The sequence below is a fragment of the Pseudomonas sp. S2_F07 genome, from assembly GCF_054668325.1.
Map to the genome: position 1 here is coordinate 4,189,555 of NZ_CP162758.1, position 16,739 is coordinate 4,206,293.

At 60.1% G+C, this 16,739-nt stretch carries 13 protein-coding genes, 1 tRNA gene and 2 pseudogenes; 7 read left to right on the forward strand and 9 right to left on the reverse strand.

What is annotated here, in order from left to right:
- Nucleotides 1-107: 107 nt before the first annotated feature.
- The 7 genes and pseudogenes from AB4O40_RS19040 to AB4O40_RS19070 form a co-directional block, all read right to left on the reverse strand.
- Nucleotides 108-1,625: pseudogene (locus AB4O40_RS19040) on the reverse strand (nidogen-like domain-containing protein); the annotation flags it as partial.
- Between the two features lie 88 nt (nt 1,626-1,713).
- Nucleotides 1,714-2,634 (reverse strand): annotated as a pseudogene (locus tag AB4O40_RS19045) (calcium-binding protein); the annotation flags it as partial.
- 1,596 nt (nt 2,635-4,230) lie between these two features.
- Nucleotides 4,231-4,306, reverse strand: a tRNA-Phe gene (locus AB4O40_RS19050).
- A gap of 102 nt (nt 4,307-4,408) precedes the next feature.
- Nucleotides 4,409-4,681 (reverse strand): oxidative damage protection protein, encoded by a 273-nt coding sequence (locus AB4O40_RS19055; protein ID WP_007989188.1) that lies wholly within the window; start codon nt 4,679-4,681, stop codon nt 4,409-4,411.
- Complete coding sequence (mutY, locus tag AB4O40_RS19060; protein WP_056725809.1) at nt 4,678-5,745, reverse strand: A/G-specific adenine glycosylase; 1,068 nt, start codon at nt 5,743-5,745, stop codon at nt 4,678-4,680. The genes AB4O40_RS19055 and mutY overlap by 4 nt, the downstream gene beginning before the upstream one ends.
- On the reverse strand, nt 5,742-7,973 hold the full coding sequence (locus AB4O40_RS19065) for an AsmA family protein (protein WP_409078516.1): 2,232 nt from the start codon (nt 7,971-7,973) through the stop codon (nt 5,742-5,744). Before AB4O40_RS19065 ends, mutY begins: the two co-directional genes overlap by 4 nt.
- Nucleotides 7,974-8,051: 78 nt before the next feature.
- Nucleotides 8,052-8,456 carry an acetyl-CoA sensor PanZ family protein gene (locus AB4O40_RS19070; RefSeq protein ID WP_223541784.1) on the reverse strand — a complete coding sequence of 135 codons (405 nt, stop codon included), beginning with the start codon at nt 8,454-8,456 and terminating at the stop codon, nt 8,052-8,054.
- Nucleotides 8,457-8,688: 232 nt separating this feature from the next.
- On the opposite strand from AB4O40_RS19070, the gene AB4O40_RS19075 reads away from it, so the two are divergent.
- From AB4O40_RS19075 to AB4O40_RS19105, 7 genes are all read left to right on the forward strand, one after another.
- Nucleotides 8,689-10,353 carry an OFA family MFS transporter gene (locus tag AB4O40_RS19075; protein WP_056725802.1) on the forward strand — a complete coding sequence of 555 codons (1,665 nt, stop codon included), beginning with the start codon at nt 8,689-8,691 and terminating at the stop codon, nt 10,351-10,353.
- A 247-nt stretch (nt 10,354-10,600) separates the two neighbouring features.
- The gene (gene hisB, locus AB4O40_RS19080; RefSeq protein WP_003218037.1) at nt 10,601-11,194 is read left to right on the forward strand and encodes an imidazoleglycerol-phosphate dehydratase HisB; all 594 of its coding nucleotides are present in this window, start codon (nt 10,601-10,603) and stop codon (nt 11,192-11,194) included.
- Nucleotides 11,194-11,832: an imidazole glycerol phosphate synthase subunit HisH gene (gene hisH / locus AB4O40_RS19085; protein WP_056725801.1), complete on the forward strand. Its 639-nt coding sequence runs from the start codon at nt 11,194-11,196 to the stop codon at nt 11,830-11,832. Before hisB ends, hisH begins: the two co-directional genes overlap by 1 nt.
- On the forward strand, nt 11,833-12,090 hold the full coding sequence (locus AB4O40_RS19090; RefSeq protein WP_007989200.1) for a DUF2164 domain-containing protein: 258 nt from the start codon (nt 11,833-11,835) through the stop codon (nt 12,088-12,090).
- Between the two features lie 42 nt (nt 12,091-12,132).
- The gene (gene hisA / locus AB4O40_RS19095) at nt 12,133-12,870 is read left to right on the forward strand and encodes a 1-(5-phosphoribosyl)-5-[(5-phosphoribosylamino)methylideneamino]imidazole-4-carboxamide isomerase (RefSeq protein WP_409078518.1); all 738 of its coding nucleotides are present in this window, start codon (nt 12,133-12,135) and stop codon (nt 12,868-12,870) included.
- Nucleotides 12,871-12,879: 9 nt separating this feature from the next.
- The gene (gene hisF, locus AB4O40_RS19100) at nt 12,880-13,650 is read left to right on the forward strand and encodes an imidazole glycerol phosphate synthase subunit HisF (RefSeq protein WP_007972752.1); all 771 of its coding nucleotides are present in this window, start codon (nt 12,880-12,882) and stop codon (nt 13,648-13,650) included.
- A 78-nt stretch (nt 13,651-13,728) separates the two neighbouring features.
- Nucleotides 13,729-14,484, forward strand: coding sequence for a substrate-binding periplasmic protein (locus tag AB4O40_RS19105; RefSeq protein WP_056725798.1), 756 nt, complete (start codon nt 13,729-13,731; stop codon nt 14,482-14,484).
- Between the two features lie 145 nt (nt 14,485-14,629).
- On the opposite strand, the gene AB4O40_RS19110 is transcribed toward AB4O40_RS19105, so the two are convergent.
- The gene (locus AB4O40_RS19110) at nt 14,630-15,406 is read right to left on the reverse strand and encodes a divergent polysaccharide deacetylase family protein (protein WP_409078519.1); all 777 of its coding nucleotides are present in this window, start codon (nt 15,404-15,406) and stop codon (nt 14,630-14,632) included.
- Between the two features lies 1 nt (nt 15,407).
- A complete protein-coding gene (locus AB4O40_RS19115; RefSeq protein WP_056725795.1) occupies nt 15,408-16,727 on the reverse strand; it encodes a S41 family peptidase in 1,320 nt (439 codons plus the stop codon).
- Nucleotides 16,728-16,739: the final 12 nt, after the last annotated feature.

A 16,739-nucleotide genomic window follows, 5' to 3' on the forward strand; every position in this document is an offset into this window, starting at 1 on the left:
GAACCGGAGCCACCGGTGGCTTGCGCAGTGGTCAGTCCCAGGTTGGCCGTGACCGCCGCGGTGGCGTAGGCATAGGACGCGGTATCGATACCGGCGGCGCCATTGAGGATGTTGTTGCCGGCCCCGGCGTCGATGACGTTGTTGAGACTGTTACCGGCGCCGTGGACAGTGCCGGTCGACAACAAGCGCAGGTTCTCGACATTGGCGCCCAGGGTGTAGGTCCCGAGATAGCTGTTAACGGTATCGGTACCACCGGTGCTGGCGACAGCATTGGTCTCGCTGACGATATCGCCGACATTGTCGACGTAGTACACGTCAGAGCCATCGCCGCCAGTCATCTGGTCGGCGCCACTGCCGCCATCGAGGGTGTCGTTGCCGGCCCCGCCATTGAGGGTGTCGTTATCTGCGCCGCCGATAAGGATATTGGCCAGGGCATTGCCGGTCAGCGTGTCGGAGTCATCGGTACCGATGATGCCTTCGATAGACACGAATGTATCGTAGCCTTGGGACGTATATTGTGAGTTGGTGTTGGACAGATCGACGCTGACGCCATAGTTGGAGTAGGCATATGAAACAAAGTCGGTGCCCGCCGCGCCATTGAATACATTGTTTGATGTGTTGCCGACAAAGGTGTTGTTCAGGGCGTTACCTGTGCCGTTGATACTGCTGCTACCAGTCAGTATCAGGTTCTCCAGGTTGTCACCGAGTGTATAGCTGATTTCTGCCTGAACGACGTCGGTACCCTGGTTGGCAAGTTCAACAAGCGTATCCAGCGCATCCACGATATAGGTGTCGTCTCCCAGGCCGCCCAAGAGCCTGTCGCTGCCCGCTGCGCCGTAGAGCACATCATTTCCGGCGAAACCATTGATGACGTCATTGCCCGATGAGCCATAGAGCGAGTCATTCCCGGCCGTTCCTTGCATGTTGTCATTGCCGGATGTGCCGCTGACGATGCTGAACTTGTAATAACCGGCTACCCCTGTGTTACCAAGGGTGGTTTCCAGCCCGAGAATGGCGGATTCATTGCCCGATTGTGGCAGTTCATACCAGGAGGAACCGTCGCCGGTCGAGTAACCGGCACGGGCAACGGTTCCTCCCAGGCCGTCGGTACCGCCACTGGCGCTACCGGTCGTCCAGTTGATGGTTTCATATCTGAAGATGACATCGAAGTTGCCGTTGCCCTTTCCAACCAGCTGGAGTTGGAAGGCATTGAGCTTATCTACCTTACTGTTGTAGTAACCGACGTCATCCCAGGTAACGGTCAGCGTGCCATTGCCTGCGGTATTGAAGTCGTAATAGACCAGATTGCTGCCCGTCGATGTGCCACCCGGCGTGGCACTGACCGTTGTGCCACGGGTATCGACGTCGGCAAAAAAGGGAGCAATCATCGGCCTGCTGGAATCTTGCATGCCGTAGGGGGTATAGGTGGAAAGACCGCCGCCGAATGTGATGTTTCCGTTGTTGTTGACGGAAATGTCGGTGTAGTTGGTGCCGAAGAAATTGAGTCCGGCAGCCCCGAAAACAGTGCTGATATCAATGTAAGAGGTGTAGCTGTCATCGTTTCGAGTCAGCTGGTTCTCCCCGAAACCCGATGTACCACCAAGTCCGTTTATCAAGCTAGCCATATCAACACCCCTGTCATTTATTTAAAACTTTCTTGTCAGTTTGTTTTCGGGACAACCATGGAACATCGGATAGGCAACGTCTGACTGATCAGGCAATCAGGTCGGTAACTTTCAGTGTGTTCACCCCCAGCAACTGAATTTCGAACTCAGCGGCCGTGTCGGCGTCGGTGCTGCCGTAGAGAATGCCGCCGGCGAACCGCAACTGCCCTGCGGCATTGCTGCTGAAGGCGCTGGAGCCGATGAAGCTGAACGCATCGTTGGCCACCGTCGCCAGGTTGGCGTCCAGGGTCGACAGGTCGATCTTGTCGCCTTCGCTGGTCTTGAAGTCGCCAATGACATCGCGCAGGGCGGCGCCCAGGCCCATTTCACTCAAGGCATTGAAGTCGAACTTGTCGGCCCCGGTGCCACCATACAGCTTGTCCAGGCCCGTGCCGCCGATCAGCAGGTCGTTGCCGGCGCCACCGGTGAGCGTGTCGTTGCCGGCACCGCCGATGAGGGTGTTGGCGGTTGCGTTGCCGGTCAGCTTGTCGTTGTAGTTGCTGCCCGTGAGGTTTTCAAAGTTCAACAGGGTGTCTGAACCGGAGCCACCGGTGGCTTGCGCGGTGGTCAGCGCCAGGTTGGCCGTGACCGCCGCGGTGGCGTAGGCATAGGACGCGGTATCGATACCGGCGCCGCCATTGAGGATGTTGTTGCCGGCACCTGCGTCGATGACGTTGTTGAGGCTGTTACCGGTGCCGTTGGCAGCGCCGGTCGACAGCAGGCGCAGGTTCTCGACGTTGTCACCCAGGGTGTAGGCGCCGAGGTAGCTATACACTCTGTCGGTGCCGCCGGTACTGGCCGTGGCATTGGTTTCGCTGACGATATCGCTGGCGTTGTCGACGTAGTAGAGGTCGGAGCCGTCGCCGCCGATCAGGCGGTCGGCACCGGCAGCGCCGTTGAGCGAGTCATTGCCGGCGCCGCCGTTTAGATGATCGTTGGCGCGGCCACCTGTAAGCGTGTCGTTGCCCGCGCCGCCGTCGATGATCACGCTGCCGGCGCCGGTCCAGGTCAGGGTGTTGGCCAAGGTATCGCCTGTCAGGCTGGAAACCTTGTTGCCGTTCGCGTCAAAACGCTGGGTATAAACGTCAACTTGCCCATTGACCACAGAGGACTCCCAGGCAATCACATAACCGCCATCGGCCAATGTAGTCACCTGGGTGAACATTTGATTGCCGGTAGTGGTGGTATTGATGCGGGTTTCGCTCCCAACCTTGACGCCGCTGGCATTGAAGAGTTGGGCGAAGATGCCATTTACATCACCGGTGCCCTGGCCTGCCCAGGTCACCAGATAACCGCCCCCCGTCATGGCGGTGACATCAGGCTCTTCCTGATTGCCTGCGGTGGTGGTGTTCACCCGGGTTTCTGCGCCCACTTTTACGCCGGCGGCATTGAAAAGCTGCGCGTAGACGTCGCCAGGGGCATCGGTTTCGTCGTCGCCATCGCCATCGTCGGGAGCTGATTGCCAGGTGACGACATAGTTACCATTACTCAGAACCTTGATCATGGGGTCTGTCTGATCGTCGGCAACCCTGGTGTTGATGCGAATTTCTCCACCCGATTTGCTGCCGTCGGCCTTGAACCGCTGACCGAAAATACCGGATGTATCGCCTGTTCCGTTACCCTCCCAAACCACCATCATGCCGCCATCGGCAAGACCGGTGACCGTAGGGCCATCCTGGTCGTACTGAGTGGTGGTAGAGACGCGTGTTTCTGCACCAGTCTTTGCGCCGCTGGCGTTATAGCGTTGCAGGTAACCGCCCCAACCGCTGCCGTCCTGGCCGTACGAAGCCCAGGACACCACAAAACCGCCATCTTTTAGCGCGGTGATCTGCGCACTGTCCTGGATGCCGTTTCTGCTTGTGTTGACGATGAACTCGCTTCCAACCTTGGCGCCATTGGCGTTGTAGACCTGGGCGGCGATGTCCGACATATCGTCAAAGCTGTCCGATTGCCAGGCGACCACGTAGCCACCGTTGGCCAGTGCGGTAATGGTGGGATCTTCCTGTGCGCTGTTCGTAACGCTGTTGACGAGGGCGGGCCCGCCTGTCTTCACGCCACTGGCGTTATAGCGCTGGGTGTAGATGTAATCGGTGGAGCCTGTTCCCTGATCGCTCCACGCCACGATGTATCCACCATCTTTCAGAGCCGTGAGGGAGGGCTCGGAGTGATAGCCAGTCGTAGGGTTGACGCGAATTTCGCCCAGGGTTGGCATTGCAAATTCCTTTTATGCAAAGAGAAAGCGGAAGTGCCTGGCAGTCTACAGGGCAAAACGATGGCGTCAAACTGCCATCAGTCAGACGATCAAATCGGTAGCTCCAGGCTGTTTGCCCCTGTCAGCTGTGTTTTGAACCCGGCAACTGAGCCTGCGTCAGTGGATGCGGCTTGGGTGAGTTCTCGGCGATAGCTTCAAGCATTTCGAAAGCTATCTGTTTTTGAGAGGCGGGAGTGAGAATGGCTGGAATGACGGGTCAAGGGGAAAGTGTGAGGGACCTGGTCCGGCGGCCGTTAAATCGCAGGCAATAAAAAACCCCAAGGAATCATCTTCGCTTGGGGTTTTTCGGTATTTTGGTGCCCAGAGACGGAATCGAACCGCCGACACGGGGATTTTCAATCCCCTGCTCTACCGACTGAGCTATCTGGGCAACGGGGCGCATTAAACGGGTTTTTCAGGGGGTCGTCAAGCAAGTTTTCAAAAAAATTTAATTATTACCGTCGCTTACGTTCCGACCCCCGATAAATCGGGGTTATTCCGACGGCGGCACGTAGCCTTCGGCCTTGGCGTAATCCTCGCCGGAGAAGTACTTGTCCATTTCGCCTTGAAGATATTTGCGATCTTCGGCGTTCATCATGTTCAGGCGTTTTTCGTTGATCAGCAGGGTCTGGTGCTTCTGCCAGTCGGCCCAGGCCTTTTGCGAGACGTGGTCAAAAATGTCCTGGCCTTTGGCGCCCGGGAAGGGAGCGCGCTCCAGGCCTGGCAATTCTTCTTTGTACTTGCGGCACATGATGGTGCGGGTCATGACGAATCTCCTGCGTTCAATACGGCGGCCGCGCGTTCGAGCAAGGTTTTGACCGGGGCGGCAAGGCCCAGGCGCGGCGGGGTGGCGAGGTTATACCAGAGCCAGTCAGCCTCGGCCACGTGATGGCCGGCCTCCTGGACCTGAACCAGCCAGGGTTCGATGGATAACTGAAAATGGCTGAAGGTGTGCACCAGGTTCGGCAATGCCTGTTGGGCGCCCAGTTCCAGCGAGTGCTGTGATGCAAGGTGCGGCAGGTCGTCGAGGTCGTCGAGCTCCGGCAGGCTCCACAAACCGCCCCACAGGCCCGTGGACGGGCGACGGTAAAGCAGGATCGCGCCTTCGTCGTTGGCAAGCATCGGCATCAATGTGCGTTTCTGCGGAATCGCCTTGCGCGGCTTGGGAATCGGGTAGCGGGTTTCCAGGCCGAGCATGTGCGCCTCGCAGCCCTTTTCCAGCGGGCACAGCAGGCAGCTCGGTTTGCTGCGGGTGCAGAGCGTGGCGCCCAGGTCCATCATCGCCTGGGTGTAGGCGTTGACCCGATCGTGCGGTGTAAAGCGCTCAGCGCTGGCCCAGAGCTGTTTGGCGACCTTTGGCTCGCCTGGGTAGCCCTCCTGCGCGGTAAAGCGCGCCAGCACCCGTTTGACGTTGCCGTCGAGGATCGGTGCGCGCAGGCCCATGCTGATGCTGGCAATGGCGCCTGCGGTGGACAGGCCGATCCCCGGCAAGTCAGTGAGTTTTTCCACGTCCCGGGGGAATTCGCCGCCGTATTGCTCGACGACGATCTTCGCGGTCTTCTGCAAATTGCGCGCGCGGGTGTAGTAACCCAGGCCCGTCCACAGGTGCAGCACTTCGTCTTCCGGCGCCGCTGCCAGGGCTTCGACCGTAGGCAATGAGGCCATGAAGCGGTCGAAGTAGTTCAGCACGGTGCTGACCTGGGTCTGCTGCAACATGATTTCCGAAACCCACACCCGATACGGGTTGATGCCTTGTTGCCAGGGTAAATCGTGACGGCCGTGGCGATCGAACCAGTCCAGCACCGCCGTTGAAAACTGTTCGGCTCTCATTGCTTGAACAGCCCCTTGAGCGCGTCTTTCAGTTTCGGGTCGACCTTGTCGCCCCATTTCTCGTCGATTTTTTCGCTGATCCTGTCGCCAGCCAGTTTGGTCGCGACCTGGCCCATGCGGTCATTATCCAGGCGGCAAGCCTTGGCGCCCAGTTCCAGCGGGCCGCGGCAGCGCAGTGGCCACTCGATGCCGACAAACTTGTCGCCGACCTGGCAGGCCGGGTCCGGCATGGCGCTGGTATCGCCTTCGACGATGATGCCGACGCGGTAGTCCATGCCCAGCACTCGCAGATCGATGTCGCCGTCACCGTTGACGGTCATTCCCGGGATACGCACTTTCAGGTCCGGATTGCTGGCCACGCCGTTACGCAAGGTCAGGTTGCCTTTGAGTTCCTGGAACGGTGTGTCCTTGCCCCGGGGTTCGCCGTTGAGGGTTTTGCGGTTGAGCGTGGCGATGCCTTTGCACAGCTGTTGCTCAAGGTTGGCGTTGAGCAGCACGCCATTGTTGATGACGAAACTGGCGTTGCCATTGAGGGTTTCGATCAACGCTTTCTGGCTGTTACCGCTGCCGGTCAGGCTGCTGTTGAGCGTGACCAGGCCTTTGACCGGCGGGTTCTTGCCCTGGCTTTCGAGGATTTTTTCTGCCGGTACCCGGCTGATCTTCGTCTGCAGGTTCAGCGCCGGCACTGGCTGGCGTACATCGAGCGTGCCGGTGGTTTCGAAGTTGCCCTCGTACAGGTCGCCGCGCAGGTTGGCCAGTGTCAGCAGGCCGCCCTGGCCGGTGGCCTTGAGTGCTGCGTTATGGATCGGCAGTTTTTGCAGGGTCAACTGGCCGAAGTTCAGGTCGGCGTCCACATCGAGCTTGCTCAAGCGTTCCACAGGCAGCAGGCGCTCGCTGCTCCAGGCGTCCTTGGTCGGTGCGGGTGGCAACGGAGTGCTGCCGGCGCCGGCCATGGCATCGGCTTCGGTGCTGGCGACTTCGGCCTGGCGCACTTGTGTCGCGCTATTGGCCTCGGCGGATTTTGGCGGCAGGTAACGGTCGACGTTGAAGGTGTCGGCCTTGAGTACTGCGCGCAGCGATTGCCTGGCGAAGTCTTCGACGGCGATGCGGCCGCTGAAGGTGCTGTCGTCGACTTTCAGGTTGAGGTCGTCGAGCGCCAGGCTGGTGGGTGTTGCTGCCAGACGGCTGACCAGTTCGACCTTGCTCAGGCTGCCTTCGGCCATGGCCGGGAGTTTCTGGCCGATGCTTTCGACGAATTTCGCCAGGTCGAACTGGGCAATCGAGATGCCGCCGCTGACCTGTGGGGTCTTGTCGAGGTCGTTGACCTTCAGTTCACCCAGTGCCCGCAATTGGTTGGCGGAGATCTTGATGCCTGTCCACTCGGCGACATTGGCGGCCTTGTCCAGCACCAACTGCCCCTGGGCGGAGAACGTCATGGTCTTGCCTTGCAACGGGTCGCCGGTCACTTCACCGGACAACTTCATGTCTTCGAGCTGATAGCGCTGCAGTGCACGTGCGATGCGCACCTCACCATTGAGCTCGGTACGCACTCGCAGTGCCGGCTGGTTGGCTGACAGGAAGGCCGTGAGCTTGAGCGGAATGTTGACGGAGTCGTGAACCGCGCCGGTGCTCAACTGGATGCTTTCGGCGCTGAAACTCTTGCCGGTTTTTTCGTCGCTGTATTCGACCCGAGCGTTGTTCACGGTCAGGCTGTCGATGTCCAGCCGGATCGGCTGCGGCGGTTTTTCGGCCGCGACGCTGGCTTCGGGCGCAGGTTCACTCGCTGCGGGCGCAGTACCGGTCGTGTCGGTGTTGGCCGCTGCCGGCACCTTGCCGACGTCTTCCCAATTGCCGTGGCCGTCCTTGTCGCGGTTCAGGCGCAGGTTCAGGCCCTCGACGCGCACGTCGCTCATCTGCACTTCACGGCGCAGCAGCGGCAGTACGCGCACCGATAGGCCGAGCATCTGCAAGTCGGCAAACGGCTCGGCCGGCTTGACCAGGGTCGCCACACTGGCGTCGTGCAGCTCCAGGCCCAGCCACGGGAACAGGCTCCAGCCGATATCGCCATTGAGCGTCAGCTCGATGTGGGCCTTGTCGCGGGCAATCTGGCGGATCTCGTCTTTGTAGTCGTTGGGATCGAAGAGGTGGGTCAGGGCAAAGCCCAGCGCCACAATGATCAGCAACAGCCCGAGAAGTACCAGACCCAGGATTTTGCCGAACGCTTTCATGGGCGAGTCCTTGTAATTAATCGAATTCAAAATTTAGCCGAGGAGTATAGCGCCCCCGAACAGGCGACCGGTCAGTGTTCACGCCGGCAATATATCCAGCGGAAGTTTCAGCTTGGCGGCCAGCGCCTGAGCCTCCAGATGCCCGGCGGGCGCCAGCAGGCGCAGGGGCATGCCCGATTGCGCGGCCATTTTCCGGGCTTCGGCGACCAGTCGCTCGGCAACACCACGGCGACGGGTAATCTTTCGCACACATATTAGGGACAAGTGCCAGGCGTCTTGGTGCCTTTGCAAGCGGGCCGCGCCCAGCAGGCGATCATTGAAGCGTCCGGCGATCAGTGTGCCGTCGCGCAGACAGTCTTCGATCAACTGCGAGGCCCCGGTAAACGGGGGGAACAGCCAGTCCGGGGCGTCGCTGTAGATCTTCTGCAGATCCTGCCGATCCTGGGCAGTGGCTTGGTTCAGCGGCTCGACAATGATCGGCATGGGGATTCCTGTGAGGTCATGAAGCGATAGAGATCAGATGACGTACAAAAGGTGATGTCAGTTTGGTTTTTCTGTCACTTGCAAATGGTAACCTTTGCCCGTTCGTCCGTCCTTCTGCGACCTGTTGTCGCACAACAAGGTGCTCCACCCAAAAAAACGGTCATGCCTGCGTGCATGGAGGCCGGGAGCGGACCGTGGCTGGCGAACCATACTGATAATTGGGGGATACACAATGACCACGAGCATCACGGCGGACGGCTTCAGCGCCGACCAGCCTGCGTTCCTGTCCAAGGAGCGGATCATCGCCAAGCCCGGTTTCAATCGTTGGCTGGTGCCACCGGCCGCGTTGGCCATCCACTTGTGCATCGGCATGGCCTACGGCTTTTCGGTGTTCTGGTTGCCGCTGTCCAAGGCGCTGGGCATCGCCGCTCCAGTGGCCTGCGCACCGGACATGAGTTTTATCGCACAAGTCTTTTCGTCCCAGTGTGACTGGCCGATCTCGATGCTTGGCTGGATCTATACCCTGTTCTTCATCTTCCTGGGTTGCTCGGCCGCCATCTGGGGTGGCTGGCTGGAACACGCCGGACCGCGCAAGGCCGGTGTCGTATCGGCGCTGTGCTGGTGTGGCGGCCTGCTGATTTCGGCGCTGGGGGTATACACCCACCAGATCTGGCTGATGTGGATCGGCTCCGGGGTCATTGGTGGTATCGGCCTGGGCCTGGGTTACATTTCGCCGGTGTCGACCCTGATCAAATGGTTCCCGGACAAGCGCGGCATGGCGACCGGCATGGCGATCATGGGCTTCGGCGGTGGCGCAATGGTCGGCGCTCCGCTGGCGGCGGCGCTGATGGGGCATTTCGCTTCGCCAACCAGCGTCGGCGTGTGGCAGAGCTTCCTGGTGATGGCCGCGATCTACTTCGTGTTCATGATCGGTGGCGCGCTGTCCTACCGCGTTCCGCCAACCGGCTGGAAGCCTGAAGGCTGGACGGCCCCGGCGAAAAAAGCCTCGAACGCGATGATCACGCATCGTCATGTTCACGTGAATGTGGCCTGGAAGACGCCGCAGTTCCGTCTGGTGTGGCTGGTGCTGTGCCTGAACGTATCGGCCGGTATCGGCATCCTCGGCATGGCGTCGCCGCTGCTGCAGGAAGTGTTCGCGGGCAAGCTGCTGGGCAATGACCTGGCCTTCGGTCAACTGGATGCCTCGCAACTGGCTTCGATTGCCGCCATCGCTGCCGGTTTCACCGGTTTGTTGAGCCTGTTCAACATCGGCGGGCGTTTCTTCTGGGCTTCGTTCTCGGATTACCTGGGCCGTAAAAACACTTACTTCGTGTTCTTCGCCTTGGGCTTTGCCTTGTACGGACTGATTCCGAACCTGGGTCATCTGGGCAGCATTGCGCTGTTCGTGGCGGCGTTCTGCATCATCCTGTCGATGTATGGCGGTGGTTTCGCGACTGTTCCTGCGTATCTGGCAGACCTCTTCGGTACGCAAATGGTCGGTGCGATTCACGGTCGTTTGCTGACCGCTTGGGCTGCTGCCGGTGTGCTCGGCCCTGTGCTGGTGAACTACCTGCGTGAATACCAGCTGAGTATCGGTGTCGAGCGTGCGGCGGCTTACGACATCACCCTGTACATCCTCGCCGGCCTGCTGGTACTGGGTTTCCTGTGCAACCTGCTGGTGCGTCCGGTGGCGGACAAATACTTCATGACCGACGCCGAACTGGCCGCCGAACAGGCGCTGGGCCATGACAAAGGCGCTGACAGCAGCACCGTGCTGGAGTGGAAAGCCGCGCCGGGTACCAAGCCGCTGGCGATTGCAGCGTGGCTGGTGGTGGGCATTCCGCTGGCGTGGGGTGTGTGGGTGACCTTGCAGAAGACGGCGGTGTTGTTCCATTAAAAACTTCGGTGCCTGACGGGTGTTGTGTCAGGCACATTTGCTCAATGCCAAAAGATCGCAGCCTTCGGCAGCTCCTACACCGACCGTAGGAGCTGCCGAAGGCTGCGATCTTTTGCTTGTATGGACATGTCTATCGCCGACACCCCCGAATTCACTCCGTCAGGGATATCACCTCTCGTGTTTCTGTTTGGCGCCCGCACGCCTATAATGGCTGCCTTTTTCGCCCAATGATTTTGCGGAGCTGGTGATGGCCGAACGTAAGGCGTCTGTCGAGCGCGACACTCTGGAAACCCAGATCAAAGCCTCGATCAACCTCGATGGCACCGGAAAGGCCCGATTCGATATCGGTGTTCCTTTTCTTGAGCACATGCTGGACCAGATCGCCCGTCACGGGCTGATCGACCTGGATATCGTCAGCAAGGGCGACTTGCATATCGATGACCACCACACGGTGGAAGACGTCGGTATCACCCTCGGCCAGGCATTTGCCAAAGCCATCGGCGACAAGAAAGGCATCCGTCGCTACGGCCATGCCTACGTGCCGCTCGATGAAGCGTTGTCGCGCGTGGTGATCGACTTCTCCGGTCGTCCAGGCCTGCAGATGCACGTGCCGTACACCCGCGCCACCGTTGGCGGCTTCGACGTTGACTTGTTCCAGGAATTCTTCCAGGGCTTCGTCAACCATGCATTGGTCAGCCTGCACATCGACAACCTGCGTGGCACCAACACCCACCACCAGATCGAAACCGTGTTCAAGGCATTCGGCCGCGCCCTGCGCATGGCCGTCGAGCTCGATGACCGCATGGCCGGGCAAATGCCTTCGACCAAGGGCGTCCTGTAATGCAGACAGTCGCGGTTATCGATTACGGCATGGGCAACCTGCACTCGGTGGCCAAGGCCCTCGAGCACGTCGGTGCCGGCAAGGTGCTGATCACCAGCGATGCCAGCGTGATTCGCGAAGCCGACCGGGTGGTTTTCCCCGGCGTCGGCGCGATTCGCGATTGCATGGCGGAGATCCGTCGCCTCGGTTTCGATTCCCTGGTGCGTGAAGTCAGTCAGGACCGTCCGTTCCTTGGCATCTGCGTGGGCATGCAAGCCTTGCTCGACACCAGCGAAGAGAACGACGGCGTCGACTGCATCGGCCTGTTCCCGGGCGCGGTGAAGTTCTTCGGCAAGGATCTGGTCGAAGATGGCGAACACCTGAAAGTCCCGCACATGGGCTGGAACGAAGTGAAGCAGAAGGTCAGTCACCCGCTGTGGCACGACATTCCGGACATGGCGCGGTTCTACTTCGTGCACAGCTACTACATCGCTGCCGCCAACGCGCGGCAGGTGGTCGGTGGCGGTCACTACGGTGTCGATTTCGCCGCGGCGCTGGCCGAAGGCTCGCGTTTCGCCGTGCAGTTCCACCCGGAGAAAAGCCATACCCATGGCCTGCAGTTGCTGCAGAACTTCGCTGCGTGGGACGGTCGCTGGTAAATGGCAGTCAAGAAGAAACCCCCGATCCTGACCCTCACTCCCGAGCAAGAGAGCGAGGCCAATCGCAAGATCAAGCGTTTCATGGAAGACCGCTTCGAACTCGACCTCGGCTCGTTCGAGGCGGCGGAGATTCTTGAGCTGTTTACCCGTGAAATTGCTCCGCACTATTACAACAGGGCGATTTTCGATGTGCAGGCGCACCTCAAAGAGAGGTTCGAAAGCATCGAAAGCGACCTGTGGGCGCTCGAGAAAAACTGATTTCCGAGCCAAGCTGAACATTCAAATTTGAAGGTTTGCCAGATGCTGATTATTCCCGCTATCGATCTTAAAGACGGTGCCTGTGTTCGTCTGCGCCAGGGCCGCATGGAAGATTCCACGGTGTTCTCCGATGACCCGGTGAGCATGGCTGCCAAGTGGGTGGAGGGCGGTTGCCGTCGTCTGCATCTGGTCGACCTGAACGGCGCGTTTGAAGGCCAGCCAGTCAACGGCGAAGTGGTCACCGCCATCGCCAAGCGCTATCCGAACCTGCCGATCCAGATCGGCGGCGGCATCCGCTCCCTGGAAACCATCGAGCACTACGTGAAAGCGGGCGTGAGCTACGTGATCATCGGCACCAAGGCCGTGAAAGATCCGGCCTTCGTTGCCGAAGCCTGCCGCGCGTTCCCGGGCAAAATCATCGTGGGTCTGGACGCCAAGGACGGTTTTGTCGCCACTGACGGCTGGGCTGAAATCAGCACCATCCAGGTGATCGACCTGGCCAGGCAATTCGAAGCCGACGGCGTGTCTTCGATCGTTTATACCGACATCGCCAAAGACGGCATGATGCAGGGCTGCAACGTACCGTTCACCGCCGCACTGGCTGCTGCAACAAAGATCCCGGTGATCGCTTCCGGCGGCATCCACAACCTGGGTGACATCAAGACCCTGCTCGACGCCAAGGCGCCAGGCATCATCGGCGCGATCACGGGCCGTGCGATCTACGAAGGCACCCTCGATGTCGCTCAAGCGCAAGCTTTCTGCGATTCGTACAAAGGCTGAGGACTGATCATGGCGCTGGCCAAACGCATCATCCCTTGCCTGGACGTGGACAACGGCCGGGTGGTCAAGGGTGTGAAATTCGAAAACATCCGCGACGCCGGTGACCCGGTGGAAATTGCCCGTCGCTACGACGAGCAGGGCGCCGACGAGATTACCTTTCTCGACATCACCGCCAGCGTCGATGGCCGCGACACCACGCTGCACACCGTCGAGCGCATGGCCAGCCAGGTGTTCATCCCGCTGACCGTGGGCGGTGGCGTGCGTACCGTGCAAGACATCCGCAACCTGCTCAATGCCGGTGCGGACAAGGTTTCGATCAACACCGCAGCAGTGTTCAACCCGGAATTCGTCGGCGAAGCCGCGCAGCATTTCGGTTCGCAATGCATAGTGGTGGCCATCGACGCGAAGAAGGTTTCCGGACCTGGCGAAACCCCGCGCTGGGAAATCTTCACCCATGGCGGTCGCAAGCCAACCGGCCTCGACGCCGTTGAGTGGGCGAAGAAGATGGAAGGCCTGGGTGCTGGCGAAATCCTGCTGACCAGCATGGACCAGGACGGCATGAAAAACGGTTTCGACCTGGGCGTCACCCGCGCCATCAGCGACGCACTGGGCATTCCGGTGATCGCCTCCGGCGGTGTCGGCAACCTGCAACACCTGGCCGACGGCATTATCGAAGGCCACGCCAGCGCGGTATTGGCGGCGAGTATTTTCCACTTCGGCGAATACACCGTGCAGGAAGCCAAGGCCTATATGGCCCATCGCGGAATCGTGATGCGTTAAACAAACCGGTACAGGCTAGTGGACACCATGGCATACCCAAGGCACTCTTGGGTACGCCATGGATTTCGGTAGCCAGACATGCTTAAACGCTTTCTTCTCGTCCTTGCCAGCGCTTCTCTGTTGTTGATCAGCGGAGCAAACGCTAAAGACAGCCCCGATACCGACCTGGTGTTGCTGACAGAGAACTTCCCGCCGTACAACATGGCGAAGAACGGCAAGAACTTCGCTCAGGACGAGAACATCAATGGCATCGCCACCGATATCGTCCGCGAAATATTCAAGCGCGCCGGCATTAGCTACAGCCTGACGTTGCGTTTCCCTTGGGAGCGGGTCTACAAACTCGCCCTGGAAAAACCCGGTTACGGCGTATTCGTCATGGCGCGCCTGCCCGATCGCGAAAAGCTATTCAAATGGGTCGGTCCGATTGGCCCGGACGACTGGATCATGCTGGCCAAGGCTGACAGCAAGATCACCCTTGAAACCTTGAATGACGCGCGCAAATACAAGATCGGCGCCTACAAGGGCGACGCCATTGCCGAGACGCTTGCCAAGCAAGGCCTCCAGCCGATCGTTGTGCTGCGCGATCAAGACAACGCCAGGAAACTGGTCAACGGTCAGATCGACCTGTGGGCCACCGGTGACCCGGCCGGGCGCTATCTGGCGCGCCAGGAAGGGGTCAGCGGGTTGAAAACCGTACTACGTTTCAACAGTGCCGAACTGTACCTGGCACTGAACAGGGGCGTGCCGGACGAGACGGTGGCCAAGCTCCAGGCGGCGCTGGACCAGATGCGCAAGGAAGGTCGGGTGGATGAGATCATGGCGCAGTATCTCTAGGATCAACACCAACCCTTTAGTCATGCCTGAGCCCCTGTGGGAGCGAGCTTGCTCGCGATAGCGATCTGTCATTCAACAATGATGTCGACTGACACGACGCCATCGCGAGCAAGCTCGCTCCCACAGGGATTTTGCGGTGTAACTGCTAGCGGTATACGCCATCCTTTCCATGTGCCGCAGTCGCCCGGTTACCGCGCACACTGATCATCTGCCGGATATCAATCCATTCGATCCCCTGGGCCTTGAGCCTGGGTAATTCACGCTCCAGCACCGCCAGCGTCTGCGGATACGGATGACCGATCATCACCGCCGAGCCCTGCTTGCGCGCGAGGCTGATCGCGGTTTGCAGCTGGATCAGGATCGCCGCCTCAGTACGCTCATCGTCGAGAAATACATCCCGTGAAACGCTCGCCAAACCGATCTTCTGCGCTTGGGCGGCGGCCACGGTCTGGGCGCTGGTACGGCTGTCGACGAAGAACTTGTGCCGGCGCTGCAAATCCGCCATCAACCACGCCATGGCGACTGGTTGCGCGGTCATGCGGCTGCCCATGTGGTTGTTGATGCCGCTGGTATACGGAACCATTTTGAATGCGGCGTCCAGGCGCTTTTCCAGCTCTTCGACGGGCAGCTCGGGGTGCCAGGCGAACGGTCCGGTGGCCGGGTCCATGGGCATGTGCAGGATGACGATCTTGCCGGCGCGATGGGCTTCGCGGGCTAATTCGGTGGCGTGGGGTGTGTCGGGCATGATTGCCGTGGTCACAGGGCCAGGCAGGGCGAGTACGCGGCGATCCCGGGGCAGGTTCTGCCCCAGGTCATCGATGATCAGGCTCAGGTAGGCTCTATGGGGCGTGGATCTGGCGGGCTCTGCGTGAGCAACACCCGCCAGACAACACAACAGACCGATCAGCAACCGCAGAAACATCTCAACGGCCGGATGTGATGCTCAGCCCTTTGAGCAGGCTCAGGGCCTGGGCCAATTGGTAATCATCGTCCTGCGGCATCGGCTTGGCTTTGCCGCTGGAACCGGTCGGTTTGTCGGCGCCGCCGTTGCCGTTGCCCAGGTGACCCTGCAAGTCGGCTTCCTTGAAGTAGTCGCTGTCCTGCTCGCTGGTGATCTTGGCCTTGCGCACTTCGATGTCCGGCACGATGCCCTGGGCCTGGATGGAGCGGCCGTTCGGCGTGTAATACAGCGCCGTGGTGATCTTCAGTGCGCGCTCGTTGTTAAGCGGCAGAACCGTCTGTACCGAGCCCTTGCCGAAGCTGGTGGTGCCCATCAGCACGGCGCGTTTCTGGTCCTGCAGGGCACCGGCGACAATTTCCGAAGCCGAGGCGCTGCCGCCGTTGATCAGCACGACCATTGGCACCGCTTCACTTTCGTCCTTGCCGGTGGCTGAGAAACGCAGCTCGGAGTTGGCGATGCGGCCCTTGGTGTAAACGATCAGGCCCTTGGTGATGAAGTGGTCGACCACTTCCACCGCCGCTTGCAACACGCCGCCCGGGTTGTTGCGCAGGTCGAGAATGATGCCCTTGAGCTTCTTGCCGTTTTCCTTGCGCAGCTTGGCCAGGGCCTTGGAAACTTCTTCGCCGGTCTTGACCTGGAACTGGGTGATGCGGATATACCCATAGCCCGATTCCAGCAACTGGCTCTTCACGCTCTTCACCTGGATGACGGCGCGGGCCAGGGTTACGTCGAACGGCGTGCCACCGTCGCGCACCAGGGTCAGGGTGATTTTCTGGCCGATCTTGCCGCGCATCTTGTCGACGGCTTCGGTCATGCTCTGGCCGCGGGTCGGTTGGCCGTTGATCTTGACGATGAAGTCGCCGGCCTGAATGCCGGCCTTGGAGGCCGGAGTGTCGTCAATGGGCGACACCACCTTGATGAAGCCGTCTTCGGCGCCGACTTCAATGCCCAGGCCGCCGAACTCACCGCTGGTGCTTTCCTGCAACTCGGCGAAATCTTCAGGGCCCAGGTAGGCGGAATGCGGATCGAGGTTGCTGAGCATGCCCTTGATGGCGTTTTCCAGCAGGGTCTTGTCGTCCACCGGTTCGACATAAGCGGCCTTGATCCGGTCCATCACCTCGGCAAAGGTGCGCAACTCATCCAGCGGCAGTGGCGCCTTGGTGGTCGCAGCAGTGCCCGCAGGCGCAACCGCCGGCGCTGGTTGAGCGGCAAACGCCAGAGGCGCGCCGATCACCAGGGCGATCGTCAGGGCCAGCGAGGTAAGGCGGGACAAATGCAGCATGTCTAACAAACT

Coding starts and splice junctions, on each gene's coding strand:
- AB4O40_RS19055 (WP_007989188.1), bottom strand. CDS start 4,681: ATGACCCGCACCATCATGTGCCGCAAGTACAAAGAAGAATTGCCAGGC.
- mutY (WP_056725809.1), bottom strand. CDS start 5,745: ATGAGAGCCGAACAGTTTTCAACGGCGGTGCTGGACTGGTTCGATCGC.
- AB4O40_RS19065 (WP_409078516.1), bottom strand. CDS start 7,973: ATGAAAGCGTTCGGCAAAATCCTGGGTCTGGTACTTCTCGGGCTGTTG.
- AB4O40_RS19070 (WP_223541784.1), bottom strand. CDS start 8,456: ATGCCGATCATTGTCGAGCCGCTGAACCAAGCCACTGCCCAGGATCGG.
- AB4O40_RS19075 (WP_056725802.1), top strand. CDS start 8,689: ATGACCACGAGCATCACGGCGGACGGCTTCAGCGCCGACCAGCCTGCG.
- hisB (WP_003218037.1), top strand. CDS start 10,601: ATGGCCGAACGTAAGGCGTCTGTCGAGCGCGACACTCTGGAAACCCAG.
- hisH (WP_056725801.1), top strand. CDS start 11,194: ATGCAGACAGTCGCGGTTATCGATTACGGCATGGGCAACCTGCACTCG.
- AB4O40_RS19090 (WP_007989200.1), top strand. CDS start 11,833: ATGGCAGTCAAGAAGAAACCCCCGATCCTGACCCTCACTCCCGAGCAA.
- hisA (WP_409078518.1), top strand. CDS start 12,133: ATGCTGATTATTCCCGCTATCGATCTTAAAGACGGTGCCTGTGTTCGT.
- hisF (WP_007972752.1), top strand. CDS start 12,880: ATGGCGCTGGCCAAACGCATCATCCCTTGCCTGGACGTGGACAACGGC.
- AB4O40_RS19105 (WP_056725798.1), top strand. CDS start 13,729: ATGCTTAAACGCTTTCTTCTCGTCCTTGCCAGCGCTTCTCTGTTGTTG.
- AB4O40_RS19110 (WP_409078519.1), bottom strand. CDS start 15,406: ATGTTTCTGCGGTTGCTGATCGGTCTGTTGTGTTGTCTGGCGGGTGTT.
- AB4O40_RS19115 (WP_056725795.1), bottom strand. CDS start 16,727: ATGCTGCATTTGTCCCGCCTTACCTCGCTGGCCCTGACGATCGCCCTG.